Source organism: Thalassoglobus polymorphus (assembly GCF_007744255.1).
GTDB classification, from domain to species: domain Bacteria; phylum Planctomycetota; class Planctomycetia; order Planctomycetales; family Planctomycetaceae; genus Thalassoglobus; species Thalassoglobus polymorphus.
In genome coordinates, this window is sequence record NZ_CP036267.1 from 3357612 (window position 1) to 3374529 (window position 16918).

Here is a 16918-nt window from a genome sequence, read left to right on the forward strand (position 1 = left end):
TAGCTTAGAACTCATCCTGAAACCTGACTTCGCTGACTCAAACGCTGAGATCAGCGACCATTTCACAAGTTTCCAGACGAGTTCCACCGAGAGCTTCTTGCCAAATGATGTGTTCAGTTTCGAATTAAGCGGGTGACTCCTTCTTGCGTTTCAGCACAGCACCAATGATGACTGCCAGAACGAAGCCTCCCAGAACGATGAAACCAACTTTGGGATACTTACTGGAGTAGATGCTGTACAAACTACCAAACGTTGCCACCCCAGAAGCGATCAACATCAGAACATTCCAACGCAATCTGGCGAGTCCTTTTGGCATGTTCTCGCCTAGAATATTTTTCGAGTTCATCATGAAGAAGAACGTCCAATAGGCGATCGGCAGCAACATCAGTCCAAACATCGATGTTGGCACAACAAGCCAGACTGACGCTTTGCTCCACAAGAATGGACCAAGTGAACCGACGAGCCCAGCAGCCAACGCTCCAATGCGATGAGGCCATCCATGCGGCGGAACACCAAGCATTTCACAGACCGCAAACCCGTTGATGAGCATGAGAATGATAATTGTGGAGATCGCCATCCCCAGAACACCTACCCCAAACAGGTATTGCGAAGTATTCGCACCAACAAGTTTTTCTAAAGATTGAGCAAGGTTGAAAGCGTCTCGTTTCACGAGAGCCGCTGCCATCCGCAAGTCGCCATCGGGGAGAGCTGTGCGAAGTTCAATGAGCTTGGAATCGTCTTTAGTCTTTTTAATCTCATCCTTGATCGCTGTCATTTTGTCTTTGCCGATTTCCTTCGCAATTCTCGCGTCGAGAATTCCATTGAAATCGCCAATCAAGTTTCCAGCAGGAGCGGGGGCATCTTCACTCGGACGATAGATTTCAACGAGACCATCTTCCACTTTTCCGTGGAACTGTGTCGCAGCAGCAATCACAACGCAGCCAGTTGCCAGCATAAACGGAATCAGCAGGCCTGTGCTGAGGTCGAAAATTGCCAACCCGCGGAAATCACGATCCCAACCACGTTGAAGCATCGAGTACGGAAGCAGAAATGTCATATTGATTCCGACCGCAGTCGCGAAAGCAGCGATCATTACTTTTTGCTGCTCACTGACGATCTTCGTGGTCCAGTATTCGTTGTAGGAGCCGGTCGCTGAAAGTAATTCATCAAATGCACTACTCGGATGAGTGAGCAGAGTCGTATCAGGAATAAACCCGGCGAAGATCGTCCCCCAATCTAAAAGCCCTCCCATTGAGAGCTTGATGACGACGGCAAAGAAGCTCAACACGACCATTCCGACCATGCATTTCAACAGGATCTCAAAGACCTTGATTCCCCAACCACCACTGCCGTAGAAGAGGATGACAATGCCACCGGCAATGAAGAGAATCGTTGCACAGATGAAGTTATTTCGAAACTTCAAACTCTTCGTCAACGCATCTTTTTCATCTGCTTGATCGTCTCCTAACCCCTGCGAGGAAATTTCAGCTGCAATCGCAGCATCTCCTAACATTGCCGGAGCAAGATTTTGTTGAATGGCAGCGGTCCCCAGAGAAAACTGAGGCATACACCAGACAAAATTTGCCATCATTGTCGCCAACAGCCATCCCCATCCGAGGATCGGACTCACATGCTTATTGATCGAGGTAAACGGCCGATCGTGTGTGGAAAGTGCAACATAACCAATCGCGCTGAGCATAATGATTCCCAGAATCATCGCCAGCGGTTGCAACCACATCAGGCCGAAACCTGCCAACACCCCAAGGTACAAACTGCTTCCCAGTGATCCACCACCGAGAGTAATCGCACTTTGCAGCCAACCAGGGCCGGACAACTTGGTGAAGGCCCAGAATAAGGGGCCAGTTCCCTTTGCGCGAGCTTCGTTAATGAGCGCGCGATCTTGTTCGATTTGGGGAAGTGCGGCTTGTGATTCCGCATCTAGAGGCTTCGTCATGAACCAGGTCTCGGAATTCGTATCGAGGAAATTCTTGCCAACAATTTCATCATGAAATCGATCTGGCGAAGCATGAACAGACACGTTCAACTCGCCCAGATTCCATTGGTGAACTGGTCAACGTATCGGGGCGAACGACCGGACGCAAGCATGCAGGAGCAGGACAACGGATGATTTTTTCCCCCAAGCCATTAGGATCACGCATCTTTCGCAGGTTTCCATCATTCAGACTGGCTGACGAGAGCGGATCGGAGTATCGTCTGCTCTTGTCGCGGTGAGACTGTTGCAGAGAGTCCAAATCGCCGTATTTTTCGATGAAAACATGAATGAATTCGCTCGCATCGAGCGGTTCGACCTTCTTTTTAGACGCACCCGATGAGCGAAGAATTTTCCGAGTACGAAGAAGACGGAACAGAATACAGGCTCCCACGTTCCGAGCAGTTAGCCATCAATGCCGCCTCGGAACTGACAGCTAGCAGAGTACTGTGTACTTCCGTTGGCCGAGGTCAGTGCGCCATGGATATCGCAGATCGGCTTCCCGAAGCGGAGGTGTACTGCCATTACGTCGAACTCTTCCCCGCCAGCGAAACCGCTGAGTGGTGTGACGAGAAAGGTTCTCGTGTTCGAGTACTCTGTTCCGCAGACCTCCCGGAAGAAGAGTTTGACCTGTGTGTCCTGCCAATGTCTCGCTCCGGCGAGAGCGAACTCTCCCGCGATTTGCTCCAACAGGCGTACGACAGACTCTCCATGGACGGAATATTGATTGTCACCATCGATAACGCCAAGGACAAATGGTTTCACCATGAAGTCGAGAAGATGGGCAAGAATCTCACACGTTTGCAAAAGCGGAAAGGGGTTACCTATCGGCTCAAGAAATTGAAACCACTGAAGAAGCTGAAAAACTTCTCCGCAGAGTTTGCATTTCGTGATGGAGAAACTTTGGTGAAGGCCGTCAGCCGCGCCGGAGTCTTCAGCCATCGCCGACTCGATGTCGGCGCTCGTGCTCTTATCGAAACAATGGAAATTCACGAGAACGACCATGTCCTCGATATTGGCTGTGGAGCTGGCACAGTTGGACTGACAGCTGCGATGAGAGCCCCCGGAGTCGCCGTCCACTTCGTCGACGCCAACTCCCGTGCCATCGAGTGTGCACTCGCCGGCGCAGAGTTAAATGGAATCGAAGACGTCGCTGCAACACTCTCTCACGATGGATCAGCTGGCAACGACGACGAAGACCTCACTGGCCAGTTCGACATCGCACTTGGCAACCCGCCCTATTATTCACACTTTAAAATCTCAGAAATCTTCCTGCAGTCTGCACTCAAACACCTCAAAGCTGGTGGACGAGTTCACATCGTCACAAAGCAAACAGAATGGTTGGAAGCAAGAATGGATCAGTTGTTTGACGAAATCGAAGTCACCGAAATCCGGGGATACTCGATCGTCAGCGGCATTCAGCGTCCCACCCCTTCCGAGACAGTCGCTGAAGTCACTGAGATCGAAAGCTAATCTCGAATTGAGCGGCCCTCTTCTCTGCCAAGGCTGCAATCGCGTAACCTGGATAAGATTGTGATCGGTGAGAGGTCACTGGTCACTGAGGGCATCTTTCGAATTGGTGTCAGGTTCTGCTATCTCTTGATGTCTACGCATATCATTTCGGCGCCATCTCGTAGATACAGTCTCCCCTCGCTGAGTGCGGGCGATTGCCGGGTTTCGCCAATGAGTGAGGCCCGGCCGAGCTCTTGAAATTTCTCGGGAGTGGCTGCCACGATGACAAGTTCTCCATCCATCGTACTACACCAAAGCTTCCCGTCAGCGGCGATCAAGTTTCCTTTGCCGAATCGTTTTTTTTGCCAAATCAGCTTGCCTGTTTTTGCTTCGACACAAGCCAGATTGGTCACCGGCCCGGCGCTGCCGATGTTGTCAAATCCGTACAGGTAGCCGTCGAGGAGGATCGATGTTTGCCATTCATTGCGGAAGATGCTGCGATTTCCAAACGAGGTCCAGATTTCATTAATCTCTCCTCCGGATTTTGCAGGAACATTTAGCAATGCTGTTCCATGATTCTCGCCGGCGGAAATCAAAACGTTTCCATCGACAGCGATCGGTGTCGCGATGTTGCAGTGATAGTCGGTGATGTAAGGATAGCTCCAGAGTTCTTTCCCGGTTTTCGGGTCCAATCCGAAAACACCCTGACCATGAAACACAACAAGTTGAACTTGATCGTGAAGTGAAAGCAGCGTCGGTGAGGAATACCCGGCAGCGTTGCCAGTGCCTGCGGTCCAGGCGATCTTTCCTGATGATCGATCAAACGCAGCGACCGTCGCTTTTGGTAACCCGACGGTGATGATGACATGTTCAGAAGTGAGGATCGGCGAGCAGGCAACGCCGTATTCGGCTGGCTTTCCGCCAAATTCTTGAACAGGATCAACACTCCATTTTTTTCCACCATCGGTTGCGGAAAAACAGCCAAGAATTCCTTCTCCGGAAACTGCGTAAACGTTTCCCTCATCAATTGCAGGCGTCGAACGAGGCCCGTCACCCATCGTATTTTCGTAGGCAGGTGCGAGTGGAGATCTCCAACGATGATCACCAGTCTTTGAATCAATGGCAATCACATATTGATGTTGGTCGTCTTGAGCCAACGTGAACGCTGTCTCGCCGACCACCGAGATTCCGGACATCCCCACCCCGACCGGAGACCTCCAGACAACCTTTGGGCCATCTTCCGGGAATTGGTTGAGCAGATTCGTTTCTTTCGAAATTCCATTTCGCTGTGGGCCGAGGAACTGGGGCCAATCTTCCGCAACTGCGATAGAACTAAGAGTGCCCAAGAAAATTAAAGAGTATGACAAGAATCCGTGCATCATGCGTCCATCCAATGGGGAACAAAACAATCGTCGCGACAGAGGCAGCTTAATCAAAATTCACATTCAATGTGAACACAACAGTCAATGCGAGTGTGGGTGTTGCGAATGATCAGCGCCGAGAACCAGACAACTTCCTACTCCAGTTTCGCTGCAAACAGGGTCCTCTGAACTTTCAACTTGAAGCGTAACGTGATCAATGCCAAACGAGTTGTGCAGATGTCCTCGTACAACATCCAGCTTGAATGGCTCCGTCGCATCTGCATCGACGACAACATGTGCGGAGAGACTTTTCAAACCGCTGGCGATCATCCAGACATGCAAACAGTGGATGTTTTGCACAGAAGGGATCTCCTTGAGGTATGTCTCCACTTCAAAAACATCAACATCCCTGGGAGCATTCTCCATCAGAATCCCGATCGACTCCTTCAACAGGTTCCAGGATGAGTAGAGAATCAGGATACAGACGAGAACCGACACAACAGAATCGGCCCAGTTCCAGCCAAATTTCCAGACCAGAAACGCAGCGATGATCACGCCGACACTCCCTAAGGTGTCGCCCATCACATGCAACCATGCCCCGCGAAGGTTCAAGTTATGTTGATGGTCCCCATGCAACACTTTCAGACTGATGAGATTGATCAAAAGCCCCCCGACGGCGATCCACATCATCGGCCCGGCTAAGATTTCTATCGGAGAGTTCAGCCGGTCCCAAGCTTCATGCAGGATGCCTCCTGCGACCACAAACAGCAGTGCCCCATTCACCGCAGCTGCGAGAATTTCTGCGCGGTGAAATCCAAAAGTTTGCTGCGGAGTCGGTTTACGAGTGGAAATCCAGGCAGCAAACAGACTGATCGTCAGCGCAGCCATGTCGGAAAACATGTGTCCGGCATCGGCAAGCAGGGCGAGAGATCCCGTCCAGAGTCCTCCGATTAACTCTGCAACAAAATAAATTGCCACCAGCGATAATGTGATCGCCAGCTTGCGAGTTCCCATTGAGTGTGATGATTCCGAATGATCATGCGAACAAGATTCGGCCATCGAAATCAATTTCCTTATTCATCCTCAAAGGGAGATTTCGCCGCACATACGAAATGCGCGGCGAAATCGAAGTTGCCGCAGCCGTTATTTTTCGGCCTTGATTGCATAAAGTGCTTCATAGGTCCGTAGATAAAGGACACCATTTGAAACAACCGGCGATGCAGTGATCGGTTCGGACATTTCATTCTCTGCGACGATTTCGAACTTTCGTCCCGTCTTTAACACGGTGCAAAACCCATCCTTCGCACAGAAGATGAGATGTCCATCCACAACAATCGGAGTTGAGCGATGTTGCGAAGTGTGAGTTCGCTCGTAATACAACTCTTCGCCAGTCTTCAAATCGACACAGAAGACGCGACCATCCTTGCGGAAGAAGTAGACAAGTCCTTCATGGACGATTGGAATTGAAACGTCGGGAGTTTTATCCATTGCCCAACGAACAACTTGTTCTTTCTCAGTTGCGTTTCCGGACAATGCATCACTGACTTTCAGTGCGATTGTCGGTCCACGTTTTGCAGTCGGAATGATGATTGAACCGTCAACAACTCCCGGCGAAGAAACGAAACGGAAGGTCGGGTCTAACTTTCCGGGGTTATATTTCGAAGGACCGTTGAGCCCCTCGAATCGCCAAAGTTCAGTTCCATCTTCCAGTGAGTATCCACCGGTAAAGTCAGCTCCGTGAGTGACGAGGAAAGATTGCTTTCCATCGTCATAAACGAATGGCGAGGCGTACGAGTGCTTACATTCGAACGTTGCGTTACTGGGACGGTCGACCGCCCAGATTTCCTTACCGGTCTTGCTGTCGAGCTTAATCACTTTGCCGACTGTATAATCTTCACGCATTTCGCCATGAATCAATTGCAGGTAAAGATCCCCCTTGTACAAAATCGGGGTTGATGTCATTCCGAATTGAATCGAGAAACGACCATACTTTTCCTGAACGTTATACGCCCAGACCTCTTCACCATCGACGGTGTAGCAAGCCAGATCGCCTGTCCCAAAGAAACACCAGACATGCTTTCCATCGGTTGTCGGTGAAGCTGAAGCTGAGTTCCCTTCACCGCTGCGGGCGTCTTGATTACCTGTAGCGACTTTCTTTTTCCAAAGCTCTTTCCCGGATGTCGAGACCGACATCAACACCAAATCGTCACCCTCAGCAGAGGTCAGGAAAATCTGATCTTCCCAGACCACTGGAGTTGCCCCAGCTGATCCAGGTAATTCCAAACGCCAAGCGACATTTTTTGTTTTTGACCACTCGACTGGGATTCCAGTTTCATTTGAAACTGAATTTCCATTTGGCCCTCTCCACTGCGGCCAATTTTCCGCCAGGGAGACAGCAGGGAGCATGCAGACAGTTAAAATCAGACTGAAAGTTTTCATTATTAAATTCTCATCACAAGAAGTTATGCGCACGATCTGTGAGTCTCTCAATTGCACAGATTGCCGTCAATGCAGTGCGACGAGTTTCGCCGAACAGTCGTAAGTGTGCAACTCGAAATACATTAGAACCAGCCCGAAAACCTCTGGAATAGCTGCTTTTCTCAACGTTTGAGAGAGCAACTTCAAGTTTCAGGTTCAGTGCTAACAATTACCGTTTCACTTTTCCGATTCCCTGACCATTCATGAGGGACTCCACTTCGTCAACACTCAGGAATGCGAAGTCTCCGGGGATAGTGTGTTTGAGAACTGCTGCGGCGGTGGCGAAGTTTAAGGTCTCTTCTGGTTGCTGTTGGATTAGAAATCCTCGGATGATTCCAGCTGCGAAGGCGTCCCCTGTGCCGATGCGATCCACTGAGACTGTTTGATAGGTTGAACTCTTGAAGACGGTTGCTCCGTTAGAAAGCCTCGCGGAATAATGGTTCACACCCATTTCATCGACTTCGCGGTCCGTAAATGCAACCCATTGCAAGTTGTATTTCGCAGCCAAAGCTGTCAACGCTTCATCACCACTGGCCTCGACTCCAAAAAATGTCGAAGCATCCGCTTCGCTGCCCAGGAAAATGTCCACGCTCGGCAGAACTTCGCAAAACACTTTTTTCGCTTCGTCCAGACTCCAAAGCTGACTGCGATAGCTGGGGTCAAAACTGATTGGAATCTTCTTTTCCTTTGCCACGCGAAGCCCTTCGAAAAGAAGGTTGCGCGTTCCGGGACCGACAAGTGCTGTTCCGGTGAAATGGAACAACCCCGCATTTTTCAAAAATGCTTCCCAGTCAATCATGCCCGGTTCGAGTTCCCGAAAACTCGTGGCATCACGATCATAAATGACCTGTGAGCCACGCTGACCGGCACCAGACTCGACATACAGAATTCCAAGACGGTTTCCGGAACGAATTACAGAATCGGTATTCACGCCATAACGGCGCAAATGGTTGAGACACATTTCCCCTAAGTCATTCGCCGGCACAGCGGAGGCGATTGAAGTCTTGAGCCCCCACTGCTGAAGAGCGACAGCAACGTTCGCTTCCCCCCCCGTGAAGGTGAGTCCGAAGCTGCTGGCTTGAACAAACCGTTGATGTCCCGGAGTATCCAGCCGTAGAAGAAGCTCTCCAAAGTGAGCCACATTTTTATGATTCCCAAGACTCACTCTATTGATCTCCCCTCAATTTTTGTCCATCCTAACGCTGCAACTGCGATTGGACGCCCCGCCTCTCCAATCCAGTCACACGCCTGGCAACACGCCAAAGATCGTGCCTGAGAACGCTGACAGCATGACAGTCAAAGTTCGACAGGGCACGGCTCAGTCATACAACTTGCAATACATTATTGCCTTCATACGTCTGTTGACAGTGTGAAGACTTGATTCAATATGGAATGAATATGAATATCTCGCATCGATTTGGCAGCTGCCTGCTGTTGATCTGTTTTGTTTCCGGGGCGATCGCTGACGAACCGAACACTCTGGGGGACAAGATCGTCCCAATTGAGAAGTATGCACATCCTCCGAAAGAACTCGAGAACGACTTCGGAGATTTTCGCTCGCCTCTTCTCAGGAAAGATGGTACGCGCATCACCACTCCTGAAGAGTGGAAGAAACGCCAACAGGAACTGCGAAGTGAATGGCATCAATTGATGGGCGAATGGCCGCCGCTCATCACCGATCCGCAGGTCACAATTTTGGAAACAGAGAAACGAGAGAACTTCCAGCAGAACAAGATTCGCTTCAAATGGGCCCCTCATGAAGAAACAACCGGCTACCTGCTCATCCCTGAAGGAAAAGGTCCATTCCCGGGAGTTGTCACAGTCTATTACGAACCAGAAACCGGAATTGGCCTTGGTAGTGAATACCGAGATTATGCGTACCAGCTGGCTCGGCGCGGCTTCGCGACCCTTTCGATTGGGACGACTGAAAACTCAAATGCCAAGATCTACTCGATGTATTACCCATCGCTGGAAGATGCAAAAGTTCAACCTCTCTCAATGCTCGGGTATGCTGCCGCGAACGCCTATTACGTTCTCGCAAACCGCGCTGAAGTCGATGCCGATCGCATCGGTATCGTGGGGCATTCGTATGGAGGAAAATGGGCGATGTTTGCGTCGTGCCTGTTTGATAAATTCGCCTGTGCCGCCTGGTCCGACCCTGGAATTGTTTTTGACGACACACGCCAGAGCATCAACTACTGGGAACCCTGGTACCTTGGTTATCACCCCAAACCGTGGCGCAAACGAGGCTTGATTACCGAAGAGAATCCAGGTCGAGGACTCTATCTAAAACTTCGAAAAGAGGGCCGTGACCTGCACGAGCTCCACGCCTTGATGGCCCCGCGACCGTTTCTGGTCTCTGGAGGTGCCGAAGACCCAGTGGAACGCTGGAAGGCACTCAACCACACTGTCGAAATCAACCGTATGCTTGGTGTGGAAAACCGAGTTTATATGACCAATCGTCCGAAGCACTCACCGAACGAGGAAGCCAATACAATCCTCTACAGTTTCTTCGAGAAACATCTTAAGTAATGGATGCCAGAGACTGAGCGACGTAGTGGAAGTTACCAGATCAATGAGAGGTGCATACGTAAGTCGCACTCATTTTTCAGGTAACGGACAATATCTCCGACACGTTTAAGTTGTTGCTCAGATGTCCCTTTGACAGTTTTGCGAGGCTTGAATCCACGTGGGAGTTCTTTCTGTGAGGACTCACACTTGTTGTTCGCGTTCTCAGCTCTGCGTGTCGCTTCGAAGGCAATTATGGCGGCATCATGATCGCGCGGGACTTTGACAGCTTTGTTGAAATCCTTTTCAAGCGTTTTATCAGTCAGCGACGACATGACGAGTTCAGACTTAAACCTCTGCCATGCCTGAAGTTGTCTGGATGGTGTGCCGTCGTAGGCCACCAACGGAGTGAGTGAGAACGCTTCAACCGCGAAGAAAACATTCGGATGCGCAGGATCTTGCTTTCCCTTGGAAAGTCGCACATGGTTGACTTCAAACCGAACGCCACCGCCTCCGAACTCTCGATTCAGTTTTGAGATCTCAAACAATAACAGGCCAACTTGCATCGCGGTCGCCTGATTTGGTCGAAACAGCATACATAACGGAGCCGAAGCACTCCCGTTCGCTTCCAGATCGAGGTTCTTCTTCAACGAAGGGACGCCGATGTATTCTTGAATCCCTGTCGAGACTTCATAAGGAGCGAGTTGGCCTTGCTGCACCTCTGGCTGATGACCATTTGAGTTTTCGGCTTCGCGATCACGCTGCCGTCTCCATGCATCACGTTCACGATCAAAATCGTCAATCGCAATCTCAAGTTGCTGTAATTGCATGGAGATGTATCGCTCGAAGCGTTTCCCTGTTTGATCGAGTCTCCGTGCGACCTCCAGAAGTTCCTGGCGATACAGCACTAAGTCCTCCATATCAAGATCATCATCAGTTGTCGTCGCAGCAAATTGTCTGTTCATGAGTCGGTCTCAGCTTCTCACACCTATCAGTAAAAAAAATGTCGTCAGCCACTGGCAATTGCTTTAAGCACTTAGCCGAGTCGCCCCCACAGGTTCAGCAACCGTGAAGACAATGATGGTGACGAGTTTCTTGAACTGCCCGTTTCTCTCACGTGATCTCTAAATTCTCGAAGTCTGAGTTCTGCTTCATCGAGCACCTCTCCTTCTCGATCTCCTGGATCGGAATCCTGATGCGCTTTCTGCATTTTGACTTCAAGGTCGTGACGCATCCTGGCGATTTCAGCCCGTTCGCGTGAGAGCCGAATCTCCTCTTCTCTCGAAACAGTTCCGTGGGCTTCCTTCACTTTGACCTTCAGGTCTGCAATTTCCTGTTGCGCGGAGTCCATTTCTTCCTGAGCCGCTGTTATTTGCATGCGTAAATTTTCCGTTAACCGTTGCAAAGCTTCGGTCTTGGCACTGGTCGAATTCGCGGAGAGAGCAGCCTGAGTCTCTGTTCGCTCTTCTTGAAGATGTTTCATTTTTTTCTTGAGTTGCTCGTTCTCAGCTTGCCATTCTTCCGACAGGAGTTCAAACCGCTCCTCGAACTCTCCCAGCCAGCGGGCAAGCTGTTCCCGTTCGTCTTTCTCAGCCTGATTGGCATTATCGGCTGCGAGTACGAGGTCCTGCAGAACGCGAATGTTTTCATCTTTCTGATGTAACTCACTGAGCAACACTTCGAGACGATCTACAAGCTTCTCGACTTCTTCTCGCGTTGGAAGATCCTCGTCATCGACATGATCAACAAACGCTGCTTCAGGGTGATGAGTCGCAGAATTGGTCCTTAATTCTTCTTGCAGCGACAGGACTTCCTCGCGAAGCAATTCGATCATTTCCTGCTGAAATGGATCGGAGGCAGCCGTCTGGTTCTGAAGCTGTCGTGAATCCAGTCGCTCACGGAGCACTTCAAGTTCCGCCTGAGCTTCCTCCAACTCAATCGTTAAAGAGGCGACCTTGGCAGAATGATCGACCACAGGGAGATGACTTGTCAGCCCAACGATATCGTTCAACTGAATTGAGTCGATGCCCTGTTCGTTTGCCGACTCTTCCGCTTCAGAACTCGAACTCTCTTCCTGGTCGTTCGCTGATCCAGAGGCCTCCGGCTCTACGATTGGATCAGAGTAGACGTTCGGGGCTGGCTGACTGTCGCGTAACTTCAGTTCGATCACATTCTGACCGACTCGAACTTCACAATCATAGTTGACATCGACATCTTGAACCCGTGCCTCGTTGACGAAAGTTCCGGTCTGCGAGTAACAGTCTCGCACGTTGACAACTCCTTCGATCACAGAGAGCAGACAATGCAGTCCCCCGACCCCTTCACTTTCCAGACGCAACTCCGCAGTTCCATCTGAGCCAACGGATACAGTTTGCCCTTCGCGTAGAACGCGAGTGATGTATTCGCCGCCTGGAATCTGGACCGAAATGGTCGCCATGGCAGCTGTGTTTTCGATAAAGACGTCAGCGCTCATTATTTGGATTCTCCCACAGAGAGAAGTTCATTCATGTCGATGCCGGACGACTTGCCAGACGGGATTTTCGATTCCGGAAGTAAGTTCAAGACATCAAGGACTTCGTCGTATGAATAAGGACGGTGAATCACGAGAAGCTCAGACAGTTCGTCAGCCAGCGGAGGACAGTTTCCTTCTTCAGGAGCGATCAAACCGATAGGAGTGGTCGCGAGTAATTCCGTAACTTTGCCTTCAAGACACTTCGGCAACCGAAGCTCGTCCTCTCCTGTTACCTCGACTAACAAGTAATCCGCAGCTTTGCGATTAACTAGAAGCTGTAGACCAAATTCATCGCGAACCACTTTTCCGGACCAGGGGTTGCTGGAATCCGCGAGAATTTCTCGTAGCAGAGAAGAGCCTTCCGGGTTTGATTCGAGAGCCACAAGATTGCGGCCACTGGCGACGGTTTGCACATCGACCCAGTCCGCAATCCGAAAACCTTCCAGACAGCGATAAGTTTCTTCGAGTGAAAGATCAACTTTCTCGGCCAGAAGTTCGGTTGCGATTGGCTCTGCACCAAGGTGTGTCAGCAATTGGAGTTGCTTAGCCCCCAAGCCTGATCGATCCAGATTCTGCCCACGCAAACCACGCCGAATCCAACCCTTATTTTCGTCAATCGACGTCTTCTCGTCTTTTCCACAACTCATGGAAGCTTCAACCAGAATCCCTGCGAGACTACTCTGCAGCGGAGTTCTACGGAAGAGTGCCGGGAGTTCTCGCGACGCACTGAAAGAGAATGCGATCGGAGTCTTTTTGAAACATTGCCAAGTCAAATATGCAGCCTGGAATCTCAAAAGGGTTCGCAATAGTCGAGGATCGAGAACCTTACGGTCCAACAACTCAACAAAACCGTCGACCTGAGAATTGAAGCCGCTGCTCATCGTGAAACGCAGAACAGGTGCCAGTTCCTTCAGTGACTCCGGCAACTTCGACGCAACATCCTCGGGAGTGACCGAAGATGAAACGACAGCTTGAATTCGTCCCTGATCGAGATAAAACCAAACTCGATCATGTTCCAATTCAATTTCCAGAACCCCATGCTTGTTCCCGTTATTCAAGAAGTCGAGAACTTCACGCAGAGAAACCCAACTGAAATCTCCCGAGAGTGAAGAATCGGACACCTCTTCAACAACCTCAGGAACGGCTGTCCCGTCCGATTGTGAAGAGACAATCATCGCTCCAACTTCGAGAGCGTTCGCGATAGTGATCTTCAGAAGTTCAGGTTTAAACGGCTTGGGAAGTGAATCGACAACATTGGCGATATCCATGTATTCCACATACGCTTGCTTCCGAAGCGTCGATGAAACAACAAACGGGATGCTCCGGCACTCCGGCATCGCAATGATTTTTTTGCAGACTTCAATTCCGGTTGTTCCGGGGAGTTGATGATCCAGCAAGATGATATCTGGAATCAGTTGCGGAGCGAGTTCGAGTCCTTTCTCTGCAGTTGGTGCGAGGACCACTCGATATCCCGCTTGCGAAAGATGGCTGTCCACCATTTTTCGAATCGTAGAACTATCATCAATGACTAAAACTGTCTGTGTCGACATTCATGTTCTCCAGAACTTGTATAATGCTGTTCAAAGTTTATGAACTTAGAACTGATCGATAATCTGAATATGGCCTCTCAAACACTGAGTGAACTTTTCCTCAGTGAGGTTTCCGGAGAGTTACTAGAACTGGTCTCAAAACTTGCTGTTCACTTCTCTGGTACTGAGAAAGGTCACAATTCCATAGGTTTTGAGACTGCTTCTAGACTCCTGCGGAAGCTGCTGTTTTCGAGTGGCGAAGTGCTTGGGCGATTGATTTCACCAACGTGTCGTTGACTGGTTTGGCAAACATTCGAATGACCCCTAAGTTCGCAATGGTTTCTGCAGTTTGCGGATCACGTCGACCGGAAACGACAACTACTGGTAAATCGGCAAATCGATCAACTCGTCGAAGAGCCGTGATGAATTCGATTCCATTCATGCGCGGCATGTCGATATCGGAAACAACTCCGTCAAAATCGCCGTTCCTCAAAATGTCCAACGCTTCAGCTCCATCTGCTGCTTCGACAATTTCAAATGAATGCTTCGAGAGCTTTCGTGTCATCGCTTTTCGAACACTCAGTGAATCGTCGACGATGAGAATACGCGCCGAATTGGCGTTCAATCCCCGTAAGTTCGCAGATTTCTTCCAGCCTGAATTTCGCCCACTTTGTTCCGCTGGATTCACTGAAATTGTTTGGTTTTTCAGCTGATTCGCAAAATCAGAAAGTCGCGGAACATCCAGCATCAAAACTGTTTCAGCTTCACCGGAGAGCGTCACCCCAGAGAAACAACCGTGATGGCTAAGCAAACGGGGCAAGGAGCGAACAACCACTTCCTCGACTCCGACGACGGCATCGACGGCGATGGTCAGTTTCCCTTGAGTCTCCGAACTCGAATTCTGTCGCCCTTCTGCCTGAAGATTCTGACGCAAAGAGATGATTCGTTGGCTTGCAGAAGGAAACGATGGAATTCCCATCAAGTCACACAAGCTAATCACGTTGACATCGGGACCGACTTGCCCATCGGTTTGCGTCCCAAACACTGAGTGCATCGGCAGTGCAAACAACTGTTCTCCCGAGCGGACAACCATTGCATGCTCGATAGTGGAACGCAGCGGAATCTCCAGCACGAAGGCTGTGTATTCCCCAACGACCGAATCGATCGTGATTCGGCCTCGCATGCTGCGAACCATCGAAGCAACAACATCCATCCCGACCCCTCGACCAGAAATCTGGCTGACTTCTGTTTTCGTCGAGAATCCAGGCTGAAGAATCAGTTCGCGGAGTTGCTCTCGTGAAGGAGTCATTCCAGGCGTGATCAGTCCCAGTTCACGTCCTCGCTGTTCAAGTTTCTGCTCGTCCAACCCGCGACCGTCATCACGAATTTCCAGGTAGAGCGAGGTCGCATCGGACCAGGAATTCAACGTGACTTGTCCCGCAGCCGGTTTCCCGAGTTTTTTTCGATCTTCAGCTCCTTCAACACCGTGGCTGACCGCATTCCGGATAATGTGCATCAGCGGCTCGTACAAACGCTCCTGCAGCGACCGCTCCGCCCGTGTTCCCTGTCCTTGAAATTGCAGTTCAACAGGCTTTCCTTCGGCTTTACTGGCATCGCGAGCCACGCGATACAGTCTTCGGAACAGGCCGGCAATCGGCTGTCGACGAAGCTCCATCAGTTCGGTTCGGTAACAACCGATCAAATGGGAAATCGTCGAGTTGTCCTGCGAAAGTGGGTCGAAAACTTCCTGAAGCGTTCGACCTAACTCCGAGACATCTTTGGCGATTTCTGAAATTGAAGCTGTCAGTTGTTTGTTGCGGTTCTCCTGTTTCTGGACGTTGTCTTCTTCGCTGACCGATTGATGATAATTCTGCGGATCAATCTCCTGTGGCCCCGCATACGTATCGACCAGTCGCAAACGCATCGCACAGTTACTGACATCATGATGCAAATGCCGGAGAGATCCGACATACGTTTCACGTCGATTCCGCAACATCACCAGCTCGGCCAACAAGTCCATCAGCCGATCGAGTCGGGAAGCTTCGATTCGAACGTACGTTTCTCCCCCTCCATCAGTCGCAGTTTCGCCTGATGGAGTCGGAGCCGCGTAATCCGTAGCAGGTGCTGGCTCGGAACTGTTGGGGACAAGTTTTTGAAGTTGCTGACGAACAAAATCAACACCTTCGAGAAGTGGGTCCGTCTGGATTTCTTCACCGGCTGTCGACATCGCTTCAACCTGGTTTTCCAGATTGTGCAGATACTCCGCCAGCCCAGTCAAACCGACTGTCCCGGACGCTCCTTTCAAAGTGTGAAGCTCACGACAGAACTTCTGAAGTGACTCGACATTTTTTTTGCCGTTATCCAATTCAAACAGGCACATCTCCATCCCAGCCAGACATTGCTGAGCATCATCCACATACGCAGGGATCATTTCAGGATCTTCGAGAGTCTCCTGAACAATCGAATCTTTATTGATGACAGAAGGATTCCCAGCACTCACAGGACGATCGTCAGGTTCATCGCGAAACAGAGTCTCGGGAGCTGGCTTCGTCGCAGGTGGTGAGTCCATCCCGCCCATCGTTTCAAGCGTTGAGAGCAATGCCGAGACATCGACAACCGGAGCTTCAACGTCGTCGCTGACAGATTGTTCGTCGATTTGTTCGTCGATCAGAAGGTTCTCATCCTCCCAGGATTGGCTGCCAGCGTCTTGCCAAACGTCATCGTTGTCCGCAGTAAATTTCTCGGAATCTGCGAGCAAGTCGAGGTATTCCCCCCAGCGGGCTTCCAGAGAATCGAGTGTTTCCTGGATCGCAGTCAGCGAATCCGGATAGTCGTTGAGGGACTTCTCAACGGTAGGTAATGTTTCATTACAGTAGTCGAGAATTTCCTGACAGTATTCTTCGCTGCCACCTTCCTCTTGCCAGGTTTCTGCCAATGAGGTCAAATCGACGAGTGACGCAGAGAGCGTTTGCAATTCGATCGCACCGACATCATTGGCTGCATTGGCTAGCTGAGAGAACCGCGCACGAGCTGCGGCAATTGCTTTCGAGCCTGACAGGTCATCGGAATGTTTTTTTTGAGGACTCAT

The 16918-nt window shown here is 50.4% G+C and carries 12 protein-coding genes; 3 read left to right on the forward strand and 9 right to left on the reverse strand.

Features of this window, described 5'->3' with window-relative positions; genetic code table 11:
- Positions 1-124: 124 nt before the first annotated feature.
- Positions 125-1954, reverse strand: a complete 1830-nt coding sequence (locus Mal48_RS12090; protein ID WP_145199539.1) for a divalent metal cation transporter — start codon at positions 1952-1954, stop codon at positions 125-127.
- A 51-nt stretch (positions 1955-2005) separates the two neighbouring features.
- Between Mal48_RS12090 and Mal48_RS23745 the strand changes: the two genes are divergently transcribed.
- Together Mal48_RS23745 and Mal48_RS12095 are read left to right on the forward strand one after the other, a co-directional pair.
- A complete protein-coding gene (locus Mal48_RS23745; protein WP_261341952.1) occupies positions 2006-2128 on the forward strand; it encodes a hypothetical protein in 123 nt (40 codons plus the stop codon).
- Between the two features lie 201 nt (positions 2129-2329).
- Entirely contained in the window at positions 2330-3463 is a 1134-nt protein-coding gene (locus Mal48_RS12095) for a class I SAM-dependent methyltransferase (RefSeq protein ID WP_145199541.1), read from the forward strand.
- Between the two features lie 119 nt (positions 3464-3582).
- Here the strand turns inward: Mal48_RS12095 and Mal48_RS12100 are convergent, their stop codons facing one another.
- The 4 genes from Mal48_RS12100 to Mal48_RS12115 all read right to left on the reverse strand — a co-directional run bounded on the left by Mal48_RS12100 (position 3583) and on the right by Mal48_RS12115 (position 8446).
- Entirely contained in the window at positions 3583-4824 is a 1242-nt protein-coding gene (locus tag Mal48_RS12100) for a PQQ-binding-like beta-propeller repeat protein (RefSeq protein ID WP_145199544.1), read from the reverse strand.
- A gap of 81 nt (positions 4825-4905) precedes the next feature.
- Entirely contained in the window at positions 4906-5862 is a 957-nt protein-coding gene (locus Mal48_RS12105) for a cation diffusion facilitator family transporter (protein WP_145199546.1), read from the reverse strand.
- Between the two features lie 84 nt (positions 5863-5946).
- Positions 5947-7242 (reverse strand): outer membrane protein assembly factor BamB family protein, encoded by a 1296-nt coding sequence (locus Mal48_RS12110; RefSeq protein ID WP_145199548.1) that lies wholly within the window; start codon positions 7240-7242, stop codon positions 5947-5949.
- Between the two features lie 208 nt (positions 7243-7450).
- A complete protein-coding gene (locus Mal48_RS12115) occupies positions 7451-8446 on the reverse strand; it encodes a sugar kinase (protein ID WP_197441656.1) in 996 nt (331 codons plus the stop codon).
- A 233-nt stretch (positions 8447-8679) separates the two neighbouring features.
- Here Mal48_RS12115 and Mal48_RS12120 point away from each other — a divergent pair, with 233 nt between their 5' ends.
- A complete protein-coding gene (locus Mal48_RS12120; RefSeq protein ID WP_231739502.1) occupies positions 8680-9813 on the forward strand; it encodes an alpha/beta hydrolase family protein in 1134 nt (377 codons plus the stop codon).
- A gap of 32 nt (positions 9814-9845) precedes the next feature.
- On the opposite strand, the gene Mal48_RS12125 is transcribed toward Mal48_RS12120, so the two are convergent.
- From Mal48_RS12125 to Mal48_RS12140, 4 genes are all read right to left on the reverse strand, one after another.
- Complete coding sequence (locus Mal48_RS12125) at positions 9846-10754, reverse strand: hypothetical protein (RefSeq protein WP_145199555.1); 909 nt, start codon at positions 10752-10754, stop codon at positions 9846-9848.
- A gap of 71 nt (positions 10755-10825) precedes the next feature.
- Positions 10826-12262, reverse strand: a complete 1437-nt coding sequence (locus tag Mal48_RS12130) for an FHA domain-containing protein (RefSeq protein ID WP_145199559.1) — start codon at positions 12260-12262, stop codon at positions 10826-10828.
- Positions 12262-13851 carry a response regulator gene (locus tag Mal48_RS12135; protein WP_145199562.1) on the reverse strand — a complete coding sequence of 530 codons (1590 nt, stop codon included), beginning with the start codon at positions 13849-13851 and terminating at the stop codon, positions 12262-12264. Before Mal48_RS12135 ends, Mal48_RS12130 begins: the two co-directional genes overlap by 1 nt.
- Positions 13852-14053: 202 nt before the next feature.
- Entirely contained in the window at positions 14054-16918 is a 2865-nt protein-coding gene (locus tag Mal48_RS12140; protein ID WP_197441657.1) for a hybrid sensor histidine kinase/response regulator, read from the reverse strand.